The sequence below is a fragment of the Azospirillum sp. CT11-132 genome, assembly GCF_047302835.1.
Lineage (GTDB): Bacteria > Pseudomonadota > Alphaproteobacteria > Azospirillales > Azospirillaceae > Azospirillum.
Window position 1 is genome coordinate 1,334,369 of sequence record NZ_JBGLZA010000003.1, and the last position, 23,947, is coordinate 1,358,315.

Sequence of the window (23,947 nt, forward strand, 5' to 3'; positions counted from 1 at the left end):
TCACCAAGAGCCGTCAATCACCTGTGGATCCCGTCTTGCTCGACCGTCTTTCCGCCTTTCCGGCAACCGTCGGCGCGGTCCTCGCGGCCGCCGTTTCCACCGGTGCGCTCCTCGCGGCCTCCCCTGCCCTGGCTCAGCCGGCCGCGACCTCCATGGCGGCGGTGGCGGCCAGGATCCAGCCGCACCGGGCGATCTACACCATGTCGCTCGCCTCGGCGCGCAACGGATCGAAGGTCAGTGACGTCCGCGGCCGCATGATGTTCGAATGGGCCGACGCCTGCGACGGCTGGACGACGGAGCAGCGCTTCCAGCTGCGCTTCGTCTACAGCGAAGGCGACGACATGGCGATGAACACCAACTACACGACCTGGGAATCGAAGGACGGCCTGCGCTACCGCTTCAACGTCCGCAAGCTGGTCAACGGCGAGGTGGACGAGGAGGTGCGCGGCGAGGCGAACCTGAACCGCGACGGCGCCGGCACCGCCCAGTTCACCAAGCCCGAACCGCAGGAGATGGAGCTGCCGGCCGGCACCATGTTCCCGACCGCCCACACGCTGGCGATCCTGGACCATGCCGAACGGAAGGACCCCTTCTTCACCCGCACGATCTTCGACGGGTCCGACGCGGAAGGACCGACCGAGGTGTCGACCGTCGTCGGCAAGCCCGGCGCGCCGACGGACGCCGGCAAGGACCCGCTGCTGAAGGTGGGCAAGGCCTGGCCGGTCCGCATGGCGTTTTTCCCGACGCAGAGCGATTCGGCCCAGCCGGAGTATGAGATGAGCCTGCATCTGCTGGAAAACGGCATCGCCGAGTCCATGCAGATCGACTATGGCGATTTCACCGTCAACGCGGTGCTGGACAAGATCGAGGCGCTGCCGAAGTCGGGATGTTGACGGCGGCGCAACGCGCCCGTGACAATTCACATCGGGTTTGCCGATCCAGGGGACATCCGATGGTTTCCCTGTTGATCGCGACTCGCCGCTGCGCTTAACTGCGGGTTGGGGTTTTGCGCAACAGGCCGGATTTAGCCCATGGGCAACCGGCCGTCCGAGGGTTTATCCGTCATGAGCAAGAAGCATGTCCAGATCGGGCAGGTTTTCCAACCGGTCGGCAGCGCCGGCGGCCGCGGTTGGCGGGTGACGGCAACGGTCAACCTGCTGGGCATCCCGCACGCCCGCGTCGTCAGCACCGAAGACGAGGGCGTGTCGAAGACCCTCAGCTGCTCGGTCCTCGCCGACACCAGCCACTATCGCCTGATCGCCTCGGCGCCGGCCGATGGGATGGCCGCGTAAAGGGCGCGGTTCAGCGGACGTTATTCAACGTCGTCATTCCGACACCGGCATGACGTCCGCCCCTTACTCCTCCCCCCGCCGCTCGCGCAGTCGCGCCCAATAGTCCAGCCGCTTGCGCAGGTCGCGTTCGAACCCACGCTCCACCGGCTGGTAGAACTCGCGCCGCGCCATCCCTTCGGGGAAGTAGTTCTGCCCGGAGAAGCCCTCCGCCGTGTCGTGGTCGTACTCGTATCCCTTGCCGTAGCCGATGGTCTTCATCAGCTTGGTCGGCGCGTTCAGGATATGCTTGGGCGGCATCAGCGAACCGGTTTCCTTCGCCGCGCGCACCGCCGACTTGTAGGCCGTATAGCCGGCATTCGACTTCGGCGCCGTCCCCAGATAGATCACCAGCTGCGCCAGGGCCAGTTCGCCCTCAGGGCTGCCCAGCCGCTCATAGGCTTCCCAGGCGGCGATGGCCTGGGTCAGGGCATTGGGATCGGCCAGCCCGACATCCTCCACCGCGAAACGGGTCAGGCGCCGCGCGATGTAACGCGGGTCTTCCCCGCCATCCAGCATGCGGCTGTACCAGTAGAGCGCCGCGTCGGTGTCCGATCCGCGCAGCGACTTGTGCAGGGCGCTGATGAGGTTGTAATGCCCCTCCTGCGCCTTGTCGTAGAGCGGGGCGCGGCGCTGGATGGTGGCGGCGAGCGCGTTGGTGTCCAGCACCGTCTCGCCCGGCAGCGCGAACAGCTCCTCGCACAGGTTCAGGCAGAAACGGCCGTCGCCGTCGGCCATCGCCTTCACCGCGGCGCGCGCGTCGGCGTCCAGCGGCAGCGGCCGGCCCATCTCCGCCTCCGCCCGCGACAGCAGCTTTTCCAGCGCCGCATCGTCCAGGCGGTTGAGCACGAACACCTGCGCCCGTGACAGCAAGGCGGCGTTGAGTTCGAAGGACGGATTCTCGGTCGTGGCGCCCACCAGCGTGACCGTGCCGTCCTCGACGAAAGGCAGGAAACCGTCCTGCTGGGAGCGGTTGAAGCGATGGATCTCGTCGATGAACAGCAGCGTGCCCTGCCCCGCCACCCGCCGGGCCCGTGCGGCATCGAACACCTTGCGCAGATCGGCGACGCCGGAGAAGACCGCCGACAGCGGTTCGAAATGCAGGTCGGTGCTGTGGGCCAGCAGACGGGCGATGGTGGTCTTGCCGCAACCAGGCGGCCCCCACAGGATCATGGAGGCCAGCCGCCGCGCCGCGACCATGCGACCCAGCGGCCCGTCGGGCTTCAGCAGGTGATCCTGCCCGACCACCTCGTCCAGCGTGCGCGGGCGCAGCCGGTCGGCGAGCGGGCGGGGAGCCGCCGACTCGAATAGCCCGGCATCCCCGCCCGACTCGCCGCGTTTCGCCATGATGGGTGCCTCAGCGCGCCGCGCCGCAGCGCTGATAGCACTGCTTCAGCTGATAGCTGCAGTTGTCGGTCGGGCTGAACGGGGTCGAATCGGCGCGGTCGATGCCGCCCTGGTTGCGCGCGGCGACCGAATCCATGCACACATTGTGGCTCCGCTCGCACTGGGCCTGACAGGAGGCGCCGGCACCGGTGCCGCCATCGATCCGCAACGACTGGTCGTCGGCACCGCCGCGCGGGGTGGACGGACCAGGGACCACGGTGACGGTGGGCGCCGGACCGGAGGCGGCAGGGCGCGACGCCGGGTGATCGGCGCAGGCCGACAGGCCGAGAAGGGCCACGGCCATGAGCGGGGCGATGAGACGGACCGGACGGAACTTAGCCACGACGGCTCCTATTCTTCTTGTTGTGAGGACGGCCATGGACATGACGGAATGCCACACCCCTCTGGACCATCCCCCGTTCGGCCCCCACTATGCCGATATCAGCTGTAAGAAGGGAATGACTGAAATGACTCCGAAATCGGACGGCAGACCGCCGCGCAACCGGTCCCTGCGACTGCTGCTGGCGCTGCTTGTCCTTGGCCTCGTCATGCTGGCCTCGCGCGCGCCGGCGCTGCCCAATGTCGGCATGGCCGAGATGATCATCCCGCTGCTGGGCGGGCTGTTCGTGGCGGTCGCCATCGTCATGATCGTGCGCCGTGACCGTGCCGACCGTGACGCCCTGCCCCCGTCCCGGCGTGACCGCCAGGACCAGGGCATGCCGGACTGAGTCGCTCAGACGAACTTGAAGCTGAGCAGGCCGCCGACCACGACGACCAGAAGGACGGTGGCCACCAGCATCAGCCGCTTCTCGATGATGTGCTGAACCTGCGGTCCGTAGAAATGCAGCAGGATGGCGATCATGTAGAATCGGGAGAAGCGCGCGACGATCGAACAGAGGATGAAGACCGTCAGATCAAGATGGGCGAATCCGGCGGTGATCGTCAGCAGCTTGTAGGGGATCGGCGTCACCCCCTTCAGGATCAGGAACCAGGGGCCGAACTCGGTGAACATCTCCTGGAAATGATGGAACGACTCCTGCGCATTGTAGAAGTCGATGATCATCCGCCCGACGCTTTCGAACAGATAAAAGCCCAGCGCGTAGCCCAGCAGGCCGCCCAGAAGCGACGCGAAGGCGCAGATGTTGGTGTAGAACCAGAGTCGCTTCGGCTTCTCCAGGCACATCGGCACCAGCATCACGTCCGGCGGCAATGGGAAGAAGGAGCTTTCGGCGAAGGAGATCGCCGACATCCACCAGACGGCATCGTCGCGGGCGGACAGGCGCTGGAGGCGCGTGTAAAGGGAACGCAACATTCGACCGGCCACAAAAGAGAAAACCCTTCCTCCGGGGGGCCCGAAGGAAGGGTCTAACATATCACCGATATCGGCGGTTCCGTCCTGCACGACACGGGGCCCTGAGGCCCGATGCCGCACGGTCAGGATAACCGGCGCGATGCCCGGTCATATCACTCGGCGGTCCCGGCTTCGGCCTCGACGGCATCCTGCGTCGGGCCCGAATCCTGACCCTTGGCGGAGACGTCGCGGTCGACCAGCTCGAACACGGCCATGTCGGCGGCGTCGCCATAGCGGAAGCCGGCCTTCAGGACGCGGCTGTAGCCACCCTGGCGATCCTTGTAGCGGTCGGCCAGCACCGTGAACAGCTTGGTGACCGTGTCGTTGTCGCGCAGCTGCGCGAAGGCCAGACGACGGTTGGCCAGGCCACCCTTCTTGCCGAGCGTGATCAGCTTGTCGACGATCGGACGCAGGTCCTTCGCCTTCGGCAGGGTGGTGGTGATCTGCTCGTGCTTGATCACCGCGTTCGCCATGTTCGAGAACATGGCCTTGCGGTGGCTGCTGGTCTTGCTGAACTTACGTCCCGAAACGCCGTGACGCATGGCGGTCCTCCTTCATGGCATGGCCCCCCTCGGGGAGCCGATCGTGAACCCCGCCGCCCAGTCGTAACGCTGGTACGGCCATGGGGTCGGGCCGCTTCGGCCCTGGGAAATGCGCCCTCCCCGCCCAAGGGCGGAAAGGGCGCGGAAACAAGCGAGATGCTTAGTACGGCTCTTCCAGGCGCTTGGCCAGCTCTTCGATGTTCTCCGGCGGCCAGTTCGGGATTTCCATACCGAGGTGCAGGCCCATCTGGGACAGCACTTCCTTGATCTCGTTCAGCGACTTGCGGCCGAAGTTCGGGGTGCGGAGCATCTCCGCTTCCGTCTTCTGCACCAGATCGCCGATGTAGACGATGTTGTCGTTCTTGAGGCAGTTGGCCGAACGGACCGACAGTTCCAGCTCGTCCACCTTGCGGAGCAGGTTCTTGTTGAACGGAACCTCCTCGTGCTTCTCCTCGGAGACGGCGTGAGTCGGCTCCTCGAAGTTGATGAACAGCTGCAGCTGGTCCTGCAGGATGCGGGCGGCCAGGGCCACCGCGTCGTCCGGCTTGACCGAACCGTTGGTCTCCACCGTCATCGACAGGCGGTCATAGTCGGTGACCTGCCCGACGCGGGCATTGTCAACCTTGTAGGACACCTTGCGGACCGGGGAGAACAGGGCGTCGATCGGAATCAGGCCGATGGGCGCGTCTTCCGGACGGTTCTGGCTGGCCGGGACATAGCCCTTGCCGGTCTCGACCGTCAGTTCCATGTTCAGCCGCGCGCCGTTGTCCAGCGTGCAGATGACCAGTTCCGGATCCATGACCTGGATGTCGGGACCGGTCTCGATCATGCCGGCCTTGACCTCGCCCGGGCCTTCGGCGCGCAGGCGCATGCGCTTCGGGCCGTCGCCGCCCATGCGCAGACCCATCGTCTTGATGTTCAGGACGATGTCGGTCACGTCCTCGCGGACGCCGGGGATGGACGAGAACTCATGCAGCACGCCGTCGATGTGGATCGACGTGACGGCCGCACCCTGCAGCGAGGAGAGCAGGATGCGGCGCAGGGCGTTGCCCAGGGTCAGACCGAAGCCGCGTTCCAGCGGTTCGGCGACCACCGTCGCGAAACGGTCGGCGTCGTCACCGGGCTGGATGTCCAGCTTGCTCGGCTTAATCAGTTCCTGCCAGTTCTTCTGAAGCACGGATCGACCTCAAGATGCCATCGGGTGAACACGAACCCGCGGGGCCCGAACCATTCCCATGCTGAGGGGACCGCGATGGCTGCGGCCCCCTGTCCCGGAATGGCTGGTCCCCGCGGGTGCGGAAACAATGCTGAATCAGACGCGACGCTTCTTCGGCGGGCGAACGCCGTTGTGCGGGATCGGCGTGACGTCGCGGATCGACGTGATCTGGAAGCCGATCGACTGCAGGGCGCGCAGGGCGGACTCACGCCCCGAACCCGGACCCTTCACTTCGACTTCCAGGGTCTTCATGCCGTGTTCCTGGGCCTTGCGGCCGGCGTCCTCGGCAGCGACCTGGGCGGCGTAGGGCGTCGACTTGCGCGAACCCTTGAAGCCCATGGTGCCCGACGACGACCAGGCAATGGTGTTGCCCTGCGCGTCGGTGATGGTGATCATCGTGTTGTTGAACGAGGCGTTCACGTGAGCGACGCCGGCGGTGATGTTCTTGCGCTCGCGGCGACGCAGGCGCTGAGAAGCAGCGGAGGGCTTGGCCATTTTGCGTTCGTCCTCTTACTTCTTCTTGCCGGCGATCGGCTTGGCCGGACCCTTGCGGGTGCGGGCGTTCGTGTGGGTGCGCTGGCCGCGGACCGGCAGGCCCTTGCGGTGACGCAGGCCACGGTAGCAGCCCAGGTCCATCAGACGCTTGATGTTCATGGCGACTTCACGACGAAGATCGCCCTCGACGCGGTAGTCGGCGTCGATGGTCTCGCGGATCTTCAGGACTTCGTCGTCCGTCAGCTCGTTCACGCGACGCTCGGCCGGGATTTCCAGCTTCGCGCAGATTTCCTTGGCCTTGAAGGGGCCGATGCCATGGATGTAGGTCAACCCGATCTCCACGCGCTTCTGCGCGGGGATGTTGACGCCAGCGATACGCGCCACGCTGCTCTCCTCAGTCTCGATATCTCAACGGCAGCCCGTCGGGCCGCCTACACACCGAGCAAATCCCGCCCGGCACAACGCCGGGACCAGGAACGCACAATGTTACCCGCCACCCTAGCAGGACGGCGAGAGGGTGCGACTATAGGAAAACTCCAGAACTTGTCAAGGTGAATTGCCGGCCGCTATTCGGCCGGAACCGGCTGCCGGATCGGTGTCGCGCCAGTGGCTGCCTGTGCAAGGCCGGAACTGGAGTTGTCATCCTCCATGTCCTCGACCGCAACCGGCCGCAGCGGCATCCTACCGGCTTTCAGCAGCGCACGGTCACGCAGGACCTGCGGCAGGTCCAGGCCAAGCTTCAATTCGATGTTGCGCCAGATCTGGCGCAGACGTTGGACATGCAGATCCTCGCCGATCGCCTGCACAACCGACTCGAGATTCTCCAGCGTGATGCCGCGGTCGGCCAGCAGCACCGCGCCCTTGCCGTCGGTCTTCGGGCAATTCAGCGCCTGCATCAGCCGTGGCCGCGACTCCGGCCGGCTCATGAAGCGTTCGATGTCGAAGATGGTACGGACATTGATGACCCGGAGCGCCTCGATCTGGTCGAGGTCGAGCGCCAGGATCAACTGCGCCTGCGCCACCCAATCCATCGTCTCGTAGATGCCGTAGGGCGTTTCAACGAACAGCAGGATCGGGTTTGCCGTGGCCAGATTCTGCACGTCCTCGATCTCGAACTCGGCAAGTCGGAATTTGATGGCCGAATCGATGCCGAGAATCATGTCGATCGGATATTCGCGGATGAAGCTCTGGGCCCGGGGATCGATCCGCCGGACCTGCAATTGCGGCACCCGGCTCAGCAGCGTTTGCAGACCGAGTTTGGGGAAGAAGCCGGTCAGGAACGCCACCAGCAATTCCGGCACGCCGTCACCGACCGCCCCCTCCGGCGCAATCTTCGCAATGTCCATATAGGCGTGATGCAGCGTGACCGCGGTGATGCAGGCCAGGATGATGTGGCCGGTCACCCGCAGGAAAGAGATCGGCGACAGATCGTAGTTGGAAATGCGGCGGATCAGGTAGTCGATCGACCACACATAAGCGCCGAAGAAGGCGAAGGACAGCACCGCCACGGTCTGAAGCTGGTAATGCACCAGATCCATGGGCGTGACCCCGTCAACTCCGTACAGCGTCATTCCGCTGAACAGCGGCTGGAAATGGTCCAACCGATCCTTGCCCAGCAGCATGCCGCTGGAGGTCAGAAAGCCGCTGAAGGACACCATGATGAAGACCAGGACCGGAAAGAAATAGGCGCGCCATTCCGACGGCTGCGTGTTGTCCGGTCCCTGCGGCAGCGCTCGGTACTTATAGGCCGCGAATTCGAAGGAGGGGATCAGCTGGTCGTGATCCTGCCCTTCGATGCGGAAGACCGATTCCAGGTCCGCGATGATCTTCTGCCGCACATTCTTGATGTTGCTGCGGCCGATGAAGATCGTCAGCGGAAGGATGAAGGACAGGCCGAGCAGGCCGAGTGCGCTCAGCACCCGCAATTCACCGACCACACGGATCACTTCGTCGAACATCACGCCCCCGGCATGCGACACCGACACGCCGCTTTCCTGACGTGCAGCCACGACAATGCAACCACGTTACGGTCGCACAGCCGAAGGATATACTCCCATTGAGTGATTTTCAGTGAAAATTTGCGCGTGACAATCCGCGACGCAAGCCCGTCCGCCTAGAGGTCGGTGCCCGCGATCCGATGACGGATCGCGTCGGCCTGGATTCGGACGCGGCTGAGATGCGGGTTGATCTTAAGCGCCGCATCGAACGCCCGCAGCGCCGGCTTTTCGTCGCCCAGCGCCAGATAGACGAGGCCCAACTCGACCAGCGCCCCAAAATGACGGGGTTCGAGCGACAGGGCATGGCGGAGGTCCAGCATGGCGGCGCGATAGTCGCCCAGCATGTAATGGGCGGCGGCGCGCTTGTTCCATCCTTCGGCATAGGACGGGTCGCGGGCGATCACCGCGTCGAAGGCGTGCAGCGCCGACTCGTAGTCGTCGCCGTTCAGGCTGAGCACCCCGGCGCGCATGTCGCGCACCATCACCGGGTCGGGATGTTCCAGCCAGAAGTCCCAGATATGCTCCTCCACCGATTCGGCATAGGCGGCGTCGGTGGCGCTGTGCAAGGCCTGGAAAAGACTGTCGAGACGCATGTTTCCCTGCCCCGCGCCAGCCGGCACCCCGAGGGTCAGCAGCAAAAGCACTGTCAAGGAAAAGAAGCGTCGAATCATCATGCTCCAAATTTGGGCACGGATTCGGCGAGCTGCCAACTATTTTTTGGTTGCAAAGCGCTAAAGAATTGGTCAGAGGCGCTGCCCTTGGGCTTTAGAGCCGCAGGCCTATGCCCCCTATACCATTGGTACAGGCCGAAGAATGGTCGGAAACGGCGAACGGCCGGCGGATCGCTCCGCCGGCCGTCTGCTTTAACGATGTGTCCCGATCGTCCGGAAGACGATCAGGCGGCCTTGTTGCGGCCGGCCACGATTTCGTCGGTGACGTTGCGCGGCACCGGCTCGTAGTGGCTGAACTCCATCGTGTAGGACGCACGGCCCGAGGTCATGCCGCGCAGCTGGCCGATGTAGCCGAACATTTCGTTCAGCGGGACATTGGCCTCGACGGCGATGTTCGAACCACGCTCCAGCTGGCCCAGGACGGTGCCGCGACGACGGTTCACGTCGCCGATGACGTCGCCCAGGTAATCCTCCGGCGTGACGATCTCGACCTTCATCACCGGCTCCAGCAGGATCGGACCGGCCTTCGGCAGAGCCTCACGGAAGCAAGCCTTGGCGGCGATTTCGAACGTCAGGGCGTTCGAGTCGACGTCGTGGTACTTGCCGTCCACCAGGCGAGCGCTGAAGTCCACAGTCGGGTAGCCGGCGAGGACGCCGTCTTCCTTCTGCATCTCCAGACCCTTGCCGACCGACGGAACGTATTCGCGCGGAACCGAACCGCCGACCGTCTCGTCCTTGAAGCTGAAGCCGGCGCCACGCTCCTGCGGCTCGAAGATGATCTTCACTTCGGCGAACTGGCCCGAACCACCGGTCTGCTTCTTGTGGGTATAGGTGTATTCGACCGGCTTGGTGATCGTCTCGCGGTAGGCGACCTGGGGCTTGCCCATGTTGCCTTCCACGCCGAACTCCGTGCGCATGCGGTCCAGCGTCACTTCCAGGTGCAGCTCGCCCATGCCGCGCAGGATGGTCTGGCCGGTTTCACGGTCGGTCTCCAGGCGGAGCGACGGATCGGCGCGGACCATCTTGCCGAGAGCGATCGAGAACTTCTCCTGCTCGCCCTTGGTCTTCGGCTCGACCGAGACGCTGATGACGGGGTCGGGGAAGCGCATACGCTCCAGGATGACCGGGTGGGCGGCGTCGCACAGCGTATCACCGGTCTCGGTCTCCTGCAGGGAGACGAGCGCGATGATGTCGCCGGCGCGGGCTTCCTCGATCGGATTGGCTTCCTTCGCGAACATCTCGACCATGCGGCCGATCTTCTCGCGCTTGCCGCGGGTCGAGTTCAGGATCGACATGCCCTTCGTCAGCACGCCCGAATAGACGCGGATGAAGGTCATCGAGCCGTAGGTGTCGTTCAGCACCTTGAAGGCCAGCGCCGAGAAGGGCGCTTCGTCGGAGCTGAGACGCTCGCCGTTCGGGTTGCCGTCCTCGTCCACCGTCTTGATCGCCTCGACGTCGGTCGGGGCCGGCAGCAGATCGACGACCGCGTCCAGAACCTGGCAGACGCCCTTGTTCTTGTAGGACGAGCCGCAGAGGACCGGGGTGAAGGCGCTGGTGATGGTGCCCTTGCGCAGGCAGGCGCGCAGCACCTCGGCCGACGGCTCCTCACCCGACTCCAGGTAGGCTTCCATCGCCGCGTCGTCCTGCTCCAGGGCAGTGTCGACGAGTTCGGCGCGCAGAGCCGGAATGCTGGCGACGTTGTCCAGGTCTTCCTTGACGGTCAGGTTGAGCTTGGCCGCGAGATCGTCGGTGATCTCCCAGGTCTCCCACTTGGCGTCCTTGTCGTCCGAGAACCAGACATAGGCCTTCATCTCGACGAGGTCGACCATGCCGCGGAAGTTGTCTTCCGAGCCGAGCGGAACCTGGATGCAGACCGGACGGGCGTTCAGGCGCTGACGGATCATGCTGACGCAGCGCTGGAAGTTGGCGCCCGAGCGATCCATCTTGTTGACGTAGCAGATGCGCGGAACGTTGTAGTTGTCCGCCAGACGCCAGTTGGTCTCCGACTGCGGCTCCACGCCGGCAACGCCGTCGAACACCACGACCGCACCGTCGAGGACACGCAGCGAACGGTTCACCTCGATGGTGAAGTCGACGTGGCCGGGGGTGTCGATGACGTTGATCTTCTTGTCGCGCCAGAAGGCCGAAACCGCGGCGGACTGAATGGTGATGCCGCGCTTCTGCTCCTGCTCCATATAGTCGGTCGTGGTCGACGTCTTCAGATCCTTCGTCTCGTGGACGTCGATGATCGTGTGCTTGCGACCGGTGTAGTACAGAATACGTTCGGTGGTCGTCGTCTTGCCCGCGTCGACGTGGGCGATGATGCCGATGTTCCGAATGTCAGACAGTGGCGTTTGGCGCGGCATGTTGCGGTTCCATTGCAGTAACGCGACAACCGAAGCGCGACCGTCAGGGTCGTCCGCTTCGGCGGCAGAGGTTGGTCGGGGTTTTACGGGCGATCTGTTAAGGCGTCATTAACATTCCGTAAACCGACAAGCAATTTGTCGGAATATTGAAGCGCGCGGCCCTCACAGCGTTCGGGCCACGCCGGCACACCCCAACCGAGGCTGCCGGGTCGCCCCGTTTCCGCCGCCTTATTTAGCAGCGGTGACCTGAATTTCAACGAGATACTCAGGAGCGGCCAGCTTGGCTTCCACCGTGGCGCGGGCCGGCGGATTGGCCGGATCGACCCAGGCCTCCCAAGCCTTGTTCATCGCGCCGAAGCTGGCGATGTCCACCAGATAGATCGTGGCCGACAGCAGCTTGCTCTTGTCGCTGCCCGCTTCCGCCAGCAAGGCGTCGATCTGGGCCAGGATCTGGGCAGTCTGACGCTCGACGTCGGGCGTCGGCTCGTCGGCGACCTGACCGGCGAGATAGACCGTGTCCTTGTGGACGACCATCTGGCTCATGCGCGGTCCGGTGTGGAAGCGCTGGATCGACATTGCGGAAAGACTCCGGGTTCCGGGGGGCTCGAAAAAGACGGGGGTACGTCTATGCCATTCGGGGCCGCGCGCGAAGCGAAAAATGCGTTTCAGCCGCTCAGGGCTGACCCGCAGCGCCATCCTTCGCCAAAAGTGCGGCGAAACGCGCGGACGGGACTGCAAAATTGCGCACGGCCGGGCCGACCCCGGCGGCAACGCCGACTCCGGCGACCGACCAACCCTCCCCGTTCGCCCTGGGTGTCCGCACCAGCAGCGGCCCGCCGCTGGTTCCGCGCGTGGCGTCGCAATCGTGCACCAGCAGGCCGGCGCTTTCCCCCAGAAGATGACAATCGCTGTCGGCCATCAGGATCTGCGCCCGGTCCTGGCTGTATCCGCCGAGCATCACCGGCGTTCCCGGCGGCAGTTGTCCGGCGCTGAGGGGCAGCGGAGGAACCGACTCCGGCGCGTGCTGAGACAGGGTCAGCACCGCCCAGTCGGCGGCGACCTTGGGAGTCGCTGATGCGGGATCATAGGCCGGGTCGGTCGCGACGCGCGCCACCGTGACATGGCGGGTGAACTCCCCCCGGTCATAACCGAACAGGACATGCAGGGAGGACGCCTGCAGGAAGCGCCGCGTGCGCGGGTTGAACAGGCAATGGCCGGCGGTCACCACCGTGTGCCGGCCGACCAGCGCCCCGGTGCAGCGGCCAGCCAGATTGGTCTGCACCCGGACGATACTGTTCCAAGGCTCCGCGGTCGCATCCACCGGCGCCCGCCGGTCCCCAGGCCCGACACCGGGCAGCAGCGGCCGTTCCGCATGGGCGCCAGAGGCGACGGCCGACACCACGAGAGCAAGCGCGGCTGCGACCATAAGGCCAAGACCAGGGCTGCGCCGAGCCCACGCATGTTCTTGCTCCGTTTCCCTCAATCCCGTATCCTCCGACGCATGGCGACGCTGATCATCACCGAAAAATCCAGTCAGGCGAAGGACCTGCGCGCGGCCCTGGGCGACCGCTACGGCCGCATCCTGCCGGCCGAGGGCCATTTGCTGCGGCTTGCCGAGCCGGATGAGGTCGACCCCGCCTGGAAGCGCTGGTCGCCGACGCTGCTGAAACCCGATGGGCTCTTTCCCACCCGGCCCGACCAGGGCGGCAACAAGGCCGCGAAGCTGCAGGCGATCACCGCCGCGCTGCGCGCCTGCGACGAGGTGATCCTCGCCACCGACTGCGACCGCGAGGGCCAGCTGATCGGCCAGGAGATCCTGGAGCATGTCGGCTATCGCGGCAAGGTGCGGCGCGCGCTTTTCACAGCGCAGGACCCGAAGACCCTGCGCGATGCCTTCGCCGCGCTGAAGCCCAACGACTCCATGCGACCGCTCTACGAGGCGGCAGTGGCGCGCCAGCAGGCCGACCAGATCTACAACCTGTCGCTGACCCGCACCGCGACCAAGACCCTGCTGGCACCCGGCACCCGCGGCGTCATCGGCATCGGCCGGGTCAAGACGCCGACACTGGCCATCGTGTGCCTGCGCGAGCTTGAGATCCGCAACTTCAAGCCCGAGGATTATTTCGAGGTCGTGGCGACTGCCACCGTGGCGGAGGGCAGCTTCCTGATGCGCCACGCCCCGGCGCCGAACGACCGCATCAAGGACCGCGCCGCCGCCGAGGCCATCGCCCGCGCCGCCGACAACCACCGCGGCCCGCTGACCGTCACGGTGGAGGAGAAGCGGCAGGCACCACCCAAGCTGTACGACCTGCCCTCGCTGCAGAAGACCTGCGGCCAGCGCTGGGGTTGGACCGCCGACCGTACGCTGGCGGTGGCGCAGGAACTGTATGACGGTGAGGGCAAGAAGCTCATCACCTATCCGCGCGCCGAGGCGCGCTACCTGTCGGAGAACCAGATCGCCGACGCGCCGGCCATCGTCGGGGCGCTGACCAGGCTGCGCGGCTTCGCCCATCTCGACATCGCCCGGCCGGTGATCCGCAAGGGCAAGTCCGGCCATTTTTGCGACAAGGCGTTGGAAGGCGTGTCGCACCATGCGGTGATCCCCAACGTCAATGTGCTGGACGATCTGGAGTCGCGGCTGGTCCGGCTGACCGACGACGAGAAGCGGCTGTTCGCGCTGATATGCCGCTCCTATCTGGCCGCGGTGATGCCGGATTACGAGTATCGCCAGACCAGCGTGACCATGCCGGTTCCGGTGCCATCGGCTGGAGGTGGCAAACCGGTCACCTTCCGCGCCGTCGGCCGCATCCCGCTGAAGCTGGGCTGGAAGGCCGCCTTCGGCTCCGCCGAGAGCGACGACCGCTCCGGCGGCAAGGCGGAAGAAGAGGCCGAGCAGACCCTGCCGCCGCTGACCGACGGCGAATTGGCGACCCTGAGCGATCCCAAGGTGGAGGCCAAGCGCACACAGGCGCCGCCACGCTACAACGAAGGCACGCTGGTCGACGCCATGCAGAACGCTTGGCGGTTCGTCGAGGATCCGGCTCTGCGCGACCGGCTGAAGGAGGCCAAGGGAATCGGCACCCCGGCCACCCGCGCCGAGGTGATAAAGGGTCTGCGCAAGCAGAACCTGTTGGGGGCGGACGGCAAATGGTTGGTGCCGACCCCCGCCGGCCTCCATCTGTTCGAAACACTGCGCGCCGCCGCCCCCACCCTGGTCGATCCCGGCACCACCGCGCTGTGGGAGATGAAGCTCGACGAGGTGGTGACCGGCCGCGCCGATTTCCGCCATGTGATCGACGCCATCGCCAGCGAGGCCGACCGGCTGATCGGCGCATTGATCGGACAACGCGGTGCCACGCTGGATCTCGGCTTGCCCGCCGTCAAGGTCCGATTCGCCCGGCGCGGCGCCGCGGGACGAAGCACGACGACGCGGGGCGGCGCCGCTGTGTCGGGCGATGTGGCGAAACCTGCGCGACGGCGGACCCGCAAGATTGCGGCTCCCGCCGAGGGGGACGCGGCGGCGCCAAAGCCGCGACGCACCCGCAAGACCAAGGGAGCCAGCAGCGCCCCGCCTGCCGCCGCAGCGGCTGAGAGCGCGCCGGCAGAGGCTTCGCCCATTCCGGAGTCGCGGCGCCGTCGTGAGCCGACTGAGCGTATGGTTGCCTTCGCCCGCAGCTTGGCAGAACGCAAGGGCATCGCCCTGCCCGACCCGTGCCTGCGCGATTTCGATCAATGCCGCAGTTTTCTGGATCAGCACGCACGCTGACCACAGCCCAACCACCGGGCTACCGGTTGCGTACCAGCGGAGATTTGCGCGATTTTGGCTATATTGATTGCTGGACGAGACCTGCTTGGTCGGTAACTCTCATGGCGGTCTCAATCAATGCTGAGCGCTTCCCATGAGATTTTCCAGCCCGACCTCGCGGACCGTCATCGCGGCCGCGCTGACCCTGGTGGCGATAGCCCCTGCGCTGGCCCAGAGCCAACCGAACTACGGCGGCACCAGCGTGACGCAATGTATCCCGTTCGCGAATTTCCAATCGGTGTCCTTCACCGATCCGCCGAAGCTGAATTTCAGCATTGCCGGCGACAGCACCATCCACACGGTGACGATGGACACCGGATCGGTCGGCGTCGCCATGTCCGCCACCAACATCCCCAACTATGAGACGCTGAAAACGGCACCGGGCGCCAAGCCGGGCACGCAGTTCCTGTCGAGCAGCAAGGTTCTGTGGGTCGGCACCTGGGTGCCGATGACGGTCACGCTCTATGACCGCGGCAACAAGCCGGTCGCGACCTCCGAGGTCTTGATCCTGGGCGTGGAGCAATCAGGCCGATGCGACAGTTACCAGACCGACCAGAAAATTTGTCCCAACCTGCCCGCGCCGGAGAAGCCGGTGCTGTATATGGGCGTCGGTTTCGGCCAGGAGGCCGATTTCCAGCCGCAAGGCACGCCCGACAAGAATGTCCTGCTGAACCTGCGCAGTGTGAACGGCCAGCCCATCGCCGATGGCACGCTGAACAAGGGTTACATCATCGGCCGCCAGGGCATCGAGGTCGGCCTGACCGCCGCCAACACATCCGGCTTCCGCTTCGCCCAGTTGGCCCCCTACCCGCAATATCCCGGCGACAGGATGATGCCGCAGGGCTGCATCACGGTGAATCCGGAGGTGAACCGCAATGCCGACGGTCCGGTCTGCACGACGGCCAACATCCTGGTGGATACCGGGATCCCGCAGAGCTACATGACGCTGCCGCCTGCGATCCAATTCGACAAGGTGGAGCAGGCCGATCTGAGCGAGCCGACAAAGATGGTGTGGGTACTGGCGCCCAACACGTCGGTGGCTGTCCAGATTCCGAATGCCGGCGATCCGATTGCGACCGACGCCTTCATCGTCGGGGCCGGCGCACCGAACGAACCGGCACAGGTCATCCCCTCCAGCACCGAGCCGCCCCCGCCCGCTCCCAAGAAGGCGCCGTTCATCAACACCGGCCGCCATTTTCTGCGCCAATACCAATTCCTGTATGACGCCAAGCAGGGGTATGTCGGCATGAAGGACCAGCCCAATCCTTGCGGCGAGCAGTAACCGGCAAAGGGGCGCCCGTCCAGCGCCCCACACCATGCGGACATGAAAAAAGCCCCGGAACGGGGCCTGACTACATGGACAGCAATGGGGATGATGGTGGGCGATGAGGGGATCGAACCCCCGACATTCTCGGTGTAAACGAGACGCTCTACCGCTGAGCTAATCGCCCGTACCTGAAAAATCATGCACTGAAATGCAAGCCGGCCGGGTGGTTGCCCGGCCGGCCGCACTATGCCCTGAGCGGGCCGGAAACTTCAAGCTTGCTGAACCTCACGCTCAGTTCAGAGCGTCCTTGAGGGTCTTGCCCGCCTTGAACTTCGGCTGCTTGGATGCCGGGATGTCGATTTTCTCGCCGGTACGCGGGTTGCGGCCCTCGGTCGCGGGGCGCTCAGCCACCGCGAAGGTGCCGAAGCCGACAAGACGGACTTCATCGCCGTTCTTCAAGGATTCGGCGATGCTGTCGAACACGGCGTCGACGGCCTTCGTGGCGTCGGTCTTGGACAGACCGGACGCTTCGGCAACATGCGCCACGAGATCGTTCTTGTTCACGCAATCCCCCTTCGAAATTCAGCAAATACTGAAAGACAAAAGCCGCCCCAGGACTTTTCGTCCACGACTTTTTGGAAGCAAAGGATAAGCACAGCGTTTGCCGCCCGTCAATTCCCGACGGGCGACAAAGCTCCTATTGTCCCAAAAGTCGACTGCCCCGCGACGGCTATGATCGGATCATGGCCGTTCTGGCCCCGGATCAGTGACGCAGGACCTCGCCGTCGGCACCCTTCTCCTGGGCCTTCGCCGCGGCCGGATCGACCTCCGGCTCGGTCCACTCGATGGGCTCCAGCGGACGGACCAGCGCGTTGCGCAGCACCTCGTCCACCGTGCCGACGGGCATGATCTCCAGCCCGCGCTTCACGTTGTCCGGGATGTCCGCCAGGTCCTTCTCGTTGTCCTTCGGGATCAGCACATGCTTGATGCCGCCACGCAGAGCGGCCAGCAGCTTCTCCTTCAGTCCACCGATGGGCAGGACCCGGCCACGCAGCGTGATCTCACCGGTCATCGCCACATCCTTGCGGACCGGAATGCCGGTCAGCACCGAGACGATGGAGGTGGCCATGGCGACACCGGCTGACGGGCCATCCTTCGGCGTGGCGCCTTCGGGAACGTGGACGTGGATGTCCTTCTTCTCGAACAGCGTCGGCTTGATGCCGAAGGCGACGGCGCGCGACTTGACGTAGCTCTCGGCCGCCTGGACCGATTCCTTCATCACGTCGCCCAACTTGCCGGTGGTGGTGACGCGGCCCTTGCCGGGCAGACCGACGGCCTCGATCGACAGCAGTTCGCCGCCAACCTCGGTCCAGGCCAGACCGGTGGTGACGCCCACCAGATCCTCCAGCTCCGCCTCGCCGTAATGGAAGCGGCGGACGCCGGCATACTTGTCCAGGTTACGGCGGGTAACCGAAACCTTGGCGTTGCCGCCCTTCAGCAGGATCTCCTTCACCGCCTTGCGGCAGAGGTTGGCGATCTCGCGCTCCAGCGAACGGACGCCGGCTTCCCGCGTGTAGTAGCGGATCAGGTCGCGCAACGCGTCGTCGGAGATGGCGAACTCGCCCTTCTTCAGGCCGTTCGCCTCCACCTGCTTCTCGATCAAATGACGCTTGGAGATTTCGACCTTCTCGTCCTCGGTGTAACCGGCGACGCGGATGATCTCCATGCGGTCCAGCAGCGGCTGCGGCATGCGCATCGTGTTGGCGGTGCAGACGAACATCACGTCGGACAGGTCGTAGTCGACCTCCAGGTAATGATCGTTGAAGGTACCGTTCTGCTCCGGATCCAGAACCTCCAGCAGGGCGGAAGACGGGTCGCCGCGCCAGTCGGCGCCGAGCTTGTCGATCTCGTCCAGCAGGAAAAGCGGGTTGGAGGACTTGGCCTTCTTCATGCCCTGGATGACCTTGCCGGGCATCGAGCCGATGTAGGTGCGGCGGTGACCGCGCACCTCGGCCTCGTCACGGACGCCGCCGAGCGACATGCGGACGAAGTTGCGGCCGGTCGCCTTGCCGATCGACTTGCCGAGCGAGGTCTTGCCGACGCCGGGCGGGCCGACGAGGCAGAGGATCGGCCCCTTGACCTTGTTCATGCGGTTCTGGACGGCGAGATACTCAAGGATGCGTTCCTTGACCTTCTCCAGACCATAATGATCGTCGTCCAGCACCTTCTGGGCCAGCTTCAGGTCGCGCTTCACCTTGGTGCGCTTCTTCCACGGAATGGACAGCATCCAATCCAGGTAGTTGCGGACCACAGTGGCTTCCGCGGACATCGGGCTCATCGACCGCAGCTTCTTCAGCTCGGCCAGAGCCTTCTCGCGGGCTTCCTTGGAGAAGCGGGTCTTGTTGATCTTCTCTTCCAGCTCCGCCGATTCGTCGCGGCCGTCCTCGGTCTCGCCGAGTTCCTTCTGGATCGCCTTCAGCTGCTCGTTCAGATAGTACTCGCGCTGGGTCTTCTCCATCTGCCGCTTGACGCGGTTGCGGATGCGCTTTTCCACCTGCAGCACGCCGATCTCGCCTTCCATGAAGGCATAGACCCGCTCCAGGCGCTCCGACACGGTGGCGCATTCCAGCAGCTGCTGCTTTTCCGGAATCTTCAGCGCCAAATGCGAGGCGACGGTATCGGCCAGCTTGCCGGCTTCCTCGATCTGGTTGATCGAGACCAGCACCTCCGGCGGGATCTTCTTGTTCAGCTTGATGTACTGCTCGAACTGGGAGACGACGGCGCGGCTCAGGGCTTCGAGCTCCTGGTTCTCGCCGGTCTTTTCCTCGACCAGTTCGGCCTGGGCCTGGAAGAACTCCTCATTGTCGGCGAACTTGGTGATGGCGGCGCGCTGGCCACCTTCCACCAGCACCTTGACGGTCCCGTCCGGCAGCTTGAGCAACTGCAACACGGTGCCGACGGTGCCGACGCTGTAGATGTCGGCCGGAGTCGGATCGTCCTGCGCTGCGTTCTTCTGGGTGACGAGCAGGATCTGCTTGTCATCCTTCATCACGTCTTCCAGCGCGCGCACGGACTTCTCGCGCCCGACGAACAGCGGCACGATCATGTGGGGGAAGACCACGATGTCGCGCAGCGGCAGGACCGGGTAGAGGGCACCACGGGAGAGTTCGATCATGGGCAGGGCCTCAATGAATGGATCGCCGCCAGCCCGGAATGGGCCTGACACAGCCCCCGCCTCGGGTTGAGCGCGGGGATCGCCTACGGCACCGGACTAACGTGGCACACGGCCATGCGCCCTTCAAGGGGCTGCGACTGTCTTCCCGCCGTTTCCGCAAGGTGAAACGGCCGTTTGGCTGGCCAAGACCGCCTTTGCTCCCCTTTCGGACGACATAACAGACGGTTCGGGCCGGTTTTACGCCACTTCGACCACCCAAACGGAAGCTTTGCGGCGTCATTCACCCTGTCAGCCGCAGACGATCCGCTCCAAAGACACTGAAGGAGCGACGATTCGGAATGACCAGTCCGGGTGCCATGCGCCGACCGCATTTGAAATGGGCCGAAAAAGAAAAAGGGGCGCCGAAGCGCCCCTCTCGTCGTCCCGTCACAAAGAGTGCGACGGCCTGTCGTCCGATCACGCGCCCGGCGCTTCGCTGCGCCGTTCGGCATGGACGTAGAGCGGCTTGGCGCGCCCTTCGACCACTTCCTTGTTGACCAGGATGCTTTCGATGCCGGTGAGGCCCGGCAGGTCGAACATCGGGTCGAGCAGGATGGCTTCCATGATCGACCGCAGACCGCGGGCACCGGTCTTGCGGGCGATGGCCTTGTGGGCGATGGCGCGCATGGCGTCCTCGGAGAACTCCAGATGGACGTCCTCCATCTCGAACAGACGCTGGTACTGCTTGACCAGGGCGTTCTTCGGCTTGCTCAGGATCTCGACCAGCGCCGCCTCGTCCAGGTCGGACAGGGTGGCGAGCACCGGCAGGCGGCCGATGAACTCGGGGATCAGGCCGAACTTCAGCAGATCCTCGGGCTCGACCTCGTGCAGGATCTCGCCGGTGGCGCGCTCGTCGGCGGAACGGACATCGGCGCCGAAGCCGATGCTGGTGCCCTTGCCGCGCTGGGCGATGATCTTGTCCAGGCCAGCGAAGGCGCCGCCGCAGATGAACAGGATGTTGCTGGTGTCGACCTGCAGGAATTCCTGCTGGGGATGCTTGCGCCCGCCCTGCGGCGGCACGGAGGCGACGGTGCCCTCCATGATCTTCAGCAGGGCCTGCTGCACGCCCTCGCCCGACACGTCGCGGGTGATCGACGGGTTGTCGGACTTGCGGCTGATCTTGTCGACCTCGTCGATGTAGACGATGCCGCGCTGCGCCCGCTCGACATTGTAGTCGGCGGCCTGCAGCAGCTTGAGGATGATGTTCTCGACATCCTCGCCGACATAACCGGCTTCGGTCAGCGTCGTGGCGTCGGCCATGGTGAAGGGAACGTCGATGATGCGGGCCAGCGTCTGGGCCAGCAGCGTCTTGCCGCAGCCGGTCGGGCCGATCAGCAGGATGTTCGACTTCGCCAGTTCGACGTCGTTGTGCTTCGTCCCGTGGGCGAGGCGCTTGTAATGATTGTGGACCGCCACCGACAGCACGCGCTTGGCGTAAGACTGTCCGATGACGTAATCGTCGAGCACCGCATGAATGTCGCGCGGAGTCGGGACCCCGTCGCGGGACTTCACGAGGGTCGTCTTGTTCTCCTCGCGAATGATGTCCATGCACAGTTCGACGCATTCATCGCAGATGAACACCGTCGGACCGGCAATCAGCTTGCGGACCTCGTGCTGGCTCTTGCCGCAGAAGGAGCAGTAGAGCGTATTCTTCGAATCGCCGCTGCTGGACTTGCTCATCGGTACTCCGTCATCTCGCGGGAGGCGTGGACCCCTAGGACCATGCCCGTTCGCGGCGCCCCCCGACGCCGGTCCTACTCAGGTTATCGCGGACGACGTCCGCGACAAGGTCACGCGCCGTTTTGCCGACGCATCACAATCCGCATACCGGACATGCCACAAGGGGCTTCCCCTATGACCCGCCCCTATGACCGGATCGTGTCACTGCCATTCAACAACAGCGTCACGACCCGATCAACCCTTTGTTGGGAGGGCTTGGAAACCGCGGCTTACGAATGGTGATCGACGCCGGGGCGCTTCTCCACCACTTCGTCGATCAGACCGAAGGCCTTCGCCTCTTCCGGCGACATGAACTTGTCACGCTCCATGGCGGTCTCGATGGTGTCGAGGTCCTGCCCGGTGTGCTTGACGTAGATGTCGTTCAGGCGCGAGCGCAGCTTCAGGATTTCCTGGGCCTGGATTTCGATGTCCGAGGCCTGGCCCTGGGCGCCGCCCGACGGCTGATGGATCATGATGCGGCTGTTGGGCAGCGAGAAACGCTTGCCCGGCGCACCGGCGGCCAGCAGCAGCGAGCCCATCGAGGCCGCCTGCCCCATGCACACCGTCGACACCTGCGGACGGATGTACTGCATGGTGTCGTAGATGGCGAGACCGGCCGAGACGTAGCCGCCCGGCGAATTGATGTAGAGCGCGATATCCTTGTTCGGGTTCTCCGACTCAAGGAACAGCAGCTGCGAGCAGATCAGGCTGGCGACGGCGTCGTTCACTCCGCCGATCAGGAAGATGATCCGCTCCTTCAGCAGGCGCGAATAGATGTCGTACGCGCGCTCACCCCGGTTGGTCTGTTCGATGACCATCGGGACCAGAGCATTCATCTTCGGCTCGAAGTCGTACATGTGTTCTTCCCTGCCCCCGCAGTTGGCTGAACCGGTGATCGTTGCCGGCACGGAACCACATATAGGAACCTTTGGGGGCGGATGGTAGTCCGCCCCCACTCCTTTCGGGGAGTTAGGCTGCCTCGGACTCGTCTTCGTCCTTGCTCAGCTCTTCGACGCTGACGGTCTTCTCGGTCACCTTGGCCTGATCCAGGATGTGGTCGACGACCTTGTCCTCGAAGATCGGGGCGCGGAGGTTCTCGAGCGCCTGCTGGTTCTGCTTGAAGAACTCGAACACCTGACGCTCCTGACCGGGGAAGCGGCGGGCTTCGTTGATCAGGGCGCGGTTCACCTCGTCCTGGGTGACCTGGATGTTGTTGCGGCGGCCGACTTCCGACAGCAGCAGACCCAGGCGGACGCGGCGCTCGGCGATCGAGCGGTACTCGGCCTTCAGGTCGTCCTCGGACTTGTTGGCGTCCTCGCCGGCCGTGCCGTTCTTCAGCTCTTCCTGCAGGCGGGCCCAGATGCCCTCGAACTCGATGTCGACCATGCCGGCCGGCACCTCGAAGGAATGGGCCTCGGCCAGCTTGTCGAGCAGCTGGCGCTTCACGCGCAGGCGCGACAGGCCGTCATACTCGCCCTTGATGCGGTCGCGGATGGCTTCGCGCATCTTCTCCAGGCTCTCCATGCCGAACTCCTTGGCGAGTTCGTCATTGACCTCGGCCGGGACGTTCTTGCGCAGCTCCTTCACGTCGACCTCGAAGACCGTCGCGGCGCCCTTCAGGCGCTCATGCGGGTAGTCTTCCGGGAAGGTGACGTTGACGGTGCGGTGCTCGCCGACCTTGGCGCCGACCAGCTGCTCCTCGAAGCCCGGCACGAAGCGGCCGGCACCCAGCTCCAGCGGGTAGTCCTTACCGTCCATGCCCGGCAGGGCCTCGCCATCGACGCTGCCCGCGAAATCGATCACGGCGATGTCGCCGGTCTCGGCGGCGCGGTCCTCGGTGACCGGGGCCTGGGTCGAGTGGGCCGAGGCCAGACGGGTCAGCGCCTCTTCCACCGACTCGTCGGTGACCTCGGCAACCGGCTTCTCCAGCTCGATGCCCGAGAAGTCGCCCGGCTCGACGTCCGGCAGCAGCTCGACCGCCATCTTGTAGGTCAGGTCGCCGCCGTCCTCGTACTTCTCGACTTCGATCTTCGGCTGCAGGGCGACGCGCAGGCCGCGCTCGCTCAGCGCCTGGCGCGAGCTGTCGGAGATGGCGTCCTCCAGCACCTCGGACAGCACGCCGCCGAAATAGCGCTGCTTGATCACGGTGACCGGCACCTTGCCCGGACGGAAGCCCGGCAGCTGGACCGTGCGGCGCAGCTCTTCCAGCTTGCCGTTCACCTTCTCTTCGATGTCCTTGGCGGAAATGACGACCTGAAATTCGCGCTTGAGGCCGTCGGTGCTGGTCTCGGTGATGTTCATCGGAACGAAAGCCTATCTCGTTGTTCCGGCCCGGCGGCGCCCGTCCGGGCGGCCCGAATCCGTGTTGTCCATGCGGTCCAAGGTGTTGCCATGGTGCGGGCGAAGGGACTTGAACCCATACGACCGAAGTCACTGGAACCTAAATCCAGCGCGTCTACCAATTCCGCCACGCCCGCGTTCATGGCAAAGGCAGCCGCGACGGGTGCCGAAACACCCGCCGGACCGCCGGCGAAGTCCGGTCTATAGCACAGCGCGCCGGAAGCAAACAGGCAAAATGGCCCCACGCAAG

At 64.9% G+C, this 23,947-nt stretch carries 22 protein-coding genes and 2 tRNA genes; 5 read left to right on the forward strand and 19 right to left on the reverse strand.

Going from position 1 to position 23,947, the window contains the following annotated elements; all coding sequences use genetic code 11:
* Window positions 1–35: 35 nt before the first annotated feature.
* Window positions 36–893 (forward strand): cell envelope integrity EipB family protein, encoded by an 858-nt coding sequence (locus ACCD06_RS12040; RefSeq protein WP_247871524.1) that lies wholly within the window; start codon window positions 36–38, stop codon window positions 891–893.
* A 171-nt stretch (window positions 894–1,064) separates the two neighbouring features.
* Entirely contained in the window at window positions 1,065–1,292 is a 228-nt protein-coding gene (locus ACCD06_RS12045) for a hypothetical protein (RefSeq protein WP_098739542.1), read from the forward strand.
* Window positions 1,293–1,355: 63 nt separating this feature from the next.
* Here the strand turns inward: ACCD06_RS12045 and ACCD06_RS12050 are convergent, their stop codons facing one another.
* Together ACCD06_RS12050 and ACCD06_RS12055 are read right to left on the reverse strand one after the other, a co-directional pair.
* On the reverse strand, window positions 1,356–2,675 hold the full coding sequence (locus ACCD06_RS12050; protein ID WP_109073819.1) for a replication-associated recombination protein A: 1,320 nt from the start codon (window positions 2,673–2,675) through the stop codon (window positions 1,356–1,358).
* A 10-nt stretch (window positions 2,676–2,685) separates the two neighbouring features.
* Window positions 2,686–3,057 (reverse strand): hypothetical protein, encoded by a 372-nt coding sequence (locus ACCD06_RS12055; protein WP_211103610.1) that lies wholly within the window; start codon window positions 3,055–3,057, stop codon window positions 2,686–2,688.
* Window positions 3,058–3,181: 124 nt separating this feature from the next.
* Between ACCD06_RS12055 and ACCD06_RS12060 the strand changes: the two genes are divergently transcribed.
* The gene (locus ACCD06_RS12060; protein ID WP_413340893.1) at window positions 3,182–3,442 is read left to right on the forward strand and encodes a hypothetical protein; all 261 of its coding nucleotides are present in this window, start codon (window positions 3,182–3,184) and stop codon (window positions 3,440–3,442) included.
* Window positions 3,443–3,447: 5 nt separating this feature from the next.
* Here ACCD06_RS12060 and ACCD06_RS12065 read toward each other — a convergent pair whose 3' ends face one another.
* The 10 genes from ACCD06_RS12065 to ACCD06_RS12110 form a co-directional block, all read right to left on the reverse strand.
* Window positions 3,448–4,026, reverse strand: coding sequence for a YqaA family protein (locus tag ACCD06_RS12065; protein WP_085089780.1), 579 nt, complete (start codon window positions 4,024–4,026; stop codon window positions 3,448–3,450).
* A gap of 152 nt (window positions 4,027–4,178) precedes the next feature.
* Window positions 4,179–4,607, reverse strand: coding sequence for a 50S ribosomal protein L17 (rplQ, locus tag ACCD06_RS12070; protein ID WP_413340895.1), 429 nt, complete (start codon window positions 4,605–4,607; stop codon window positions 4,179–4,181).
* 160 nt (window positions 4,608–4,767) lie between these two features.
* The gene (locus tag ACCD06_RS12075) at window positions 4,768–5,784 is read right to left on the reverse strand and encodes a DNA-directed RNA polymerase subunit alpha (RefSeq protein WP_085089782.1); all 1,017 of its coding nucleotides are present in this window, start codon (window positions 5,782–5,784) and stop codon (window positions 4,768–4,770) included.
* Window positions 5,785–5,919: 135 nt separating this feature from the next.
* Entirely contained in the window at window positions 5,920–6,318 is a 399-nt protein-coding gene (gene rpsK, locus ACCD06_RS12080) for a 30S ribosomal protein S11 (protein ID WP_012974490.1), read from the reverse strand.
* Window positions 6,319–6,333: 15 nt separating this feature from the next.
* Window positions 6,334–6,702 (reverse strand): 30S ribosomal protein S13, encoded by a 369-nt coding sequence (rpsM, locus tag ACCD06_RS12085; protein ID WP_012974491.1) that lies wholly within the window; start codon window positions 6,700–6,702, stop codon window positions 6,334–6,336.
* Window positions 6,703–6,884: 182 nt separating this feature from the next.
* A complete protein-coding gene (locus tag ACCD06_RS12090; protein ID WP_413340899.1) occupies window positions 6,885–8,327 on the reverse strand; it encodes a hypothetical protein in 1,443 nt (480 codons plus the stop codon).
* Between the two features lie 104 nt (window positions 8,328–8,431).
* Window positions 8,432–8,908, reverse strand: a complete 477-nt coding sequence (locus ACCD06_RS12095; RefSeq protein ID WP_247871523.1) for a tetratricopeptide repeat protein — start codon at window positions 8,906–8,908, stop codon at window positions 8,432–8,434.
* Window positions 8,909–9,210: 302 nt separating this feature from the next.
* Window positions 9,211–11,352: an elongation factor G gene (gene fusA, locus ACCD06_RS12100; protein WP_413340901.1), complete on the reverse strand. Its 2,142-nt coding sequence runs from the start codon at window positions 11,350–11,352 to the stop codon at window positions 9,211–9,213.
* 228 nt (window positions 11,353–11,580) lie between these two features.
* Window positions 11,581–11,928: a RidA family protein gene (locus ACCD06_RS12105; protein ID WP_014248117.1), complete on the reverse strand. Its 348-nt coding sequence runs from the start codon at window positions 11,926–11,928 to the stop codon at window positions 11,581–11,583.
* Window positions 11,929–12,025: 97 nt separating this feature from the next.
* A complete protein-coding gene (locus tag ACCD06_RS12110; protein WP_413340904.1) occupies window positions 12,026–12,778 on the reverse strand; it encodes a trypsin-like serine peptidase in 753 nt (250 codons plus the stop codon).
* Between the two features lie 75 nt (window positions 12,779–12,853).
* On the opposite strand from ACCD06_RS12110, the gene ACCD06_RS12115 reads away from it, so the two are divergent.
* Both ACCD06_RS12115 and ACCD06_RS12120 read left to right on the forward strand, forming a co-directional pair.
* Window positions 12,854–15,118: a DNA topoisomerase gene (locus ACCD06_RS12115; protein ID WP_413340906.1), complete on the forward strand. Its 2,265-nt coding sequence runs from the start codon at window positions 12,854–12,856 to the stop codon at window positions 15,116–15,118.
* Between the two features lie 133 nt (window positions 15,119–15,251).
* Entirely contained in the window at window positions 15,252–16,439 is a 1,188-nt protein-coding gene (locus ACCD06_RS12120) for a hypothetical protein (RefSeq protein ID WP_413340908.1), read from the forward strand.
* A gap of 94 nt (window positions 16,440–16,533) precedes the next feature.
* Here the strand turns inward: ACCD06_RS12120 and ACCD06_RS12125 are convergent.
* From ACCD06_RS12125 to ACCD06_RS12155, 7 genes are all read right to left on the reverse strand, one after another.
* Window positions 16,534–16,608, reverse strand: a tRNA-Val gene (locus tag ACCD06_RS12125).
* 107 nt (window positions 16,609–16,715) lie between these two features.
* Window positions 16,716–16,988, reverse strand: coding sequence for an HU family DNA-binding protein (locus tag ACCD06_RS12130; protein WP_012974523.1), 273 nt, complete (start codon window positions 16,986–16,988; stop codon window positions 16,716–16,718).
* A gap of 199 nt (window positions 16,989–17,187) precedes the next feature.
* The gene (gene lon / locus ACCD06_RS12135) at window positions 17,188–19,599 is read right to left on the reverse strand and encodes an endopeptidase La (RefSeq protein WP_109073828.1); all 2,412 of its coding nucleotides are present in this window, start codon (window positions 19,597–19,599) and stop codon (window positions 17,188–17,190) included.
* A gap of 456 nt (window positions 19,600–20,055) precedes the next feature.
* Window positions 20,056–21,318, reverse strand: coding sequence for an ATP-dependent Clp protease ATP-binding subunit ClpX (clpX, locus tag ACCD06_RS12140; protein ID WP_012974526.1), 1,263 nt, complete (start codon window positions 21,316–21,318; stop codon window positions 20,056–20,058).
* A gap of 269 nt (window positions 21,319–21,587) precedes the next feature.
* On the reverse strand, window positions 21,588–22,214 hold the full coding sequence (gene clpP / locus ACCD06_RS12145) for an ATP-dependent Clp endopeptidase proteolytic subunit ClpP (protein ID WP_042688570.1): 627 nt from the start codon (window positions 22,212–22,214) through the stop codon (window positions 21,588–21,590).
* 112 nt (window positions 22,215–22,326) lie between these two features.
* Window positions 22,327–23,658, reverse strand: coding sequence for a trigger factor (tig, locus tag ACCD06_RS12150; protein WP_109149842.1), 1,332 nt, complete (start codon window positions 23,656–23,658; stop codon window positions 22,327–22,329).
* 91 nt (window positions 23,659–23,749) lie between these two features.
* Window positions 23,750–23,834 (reverse strand) — tRNA-Leu (locus ACCD06_RS12155).
* Between the last annotated feature and the right edge of the window lie 113 nt (window positions 23,835–23,947).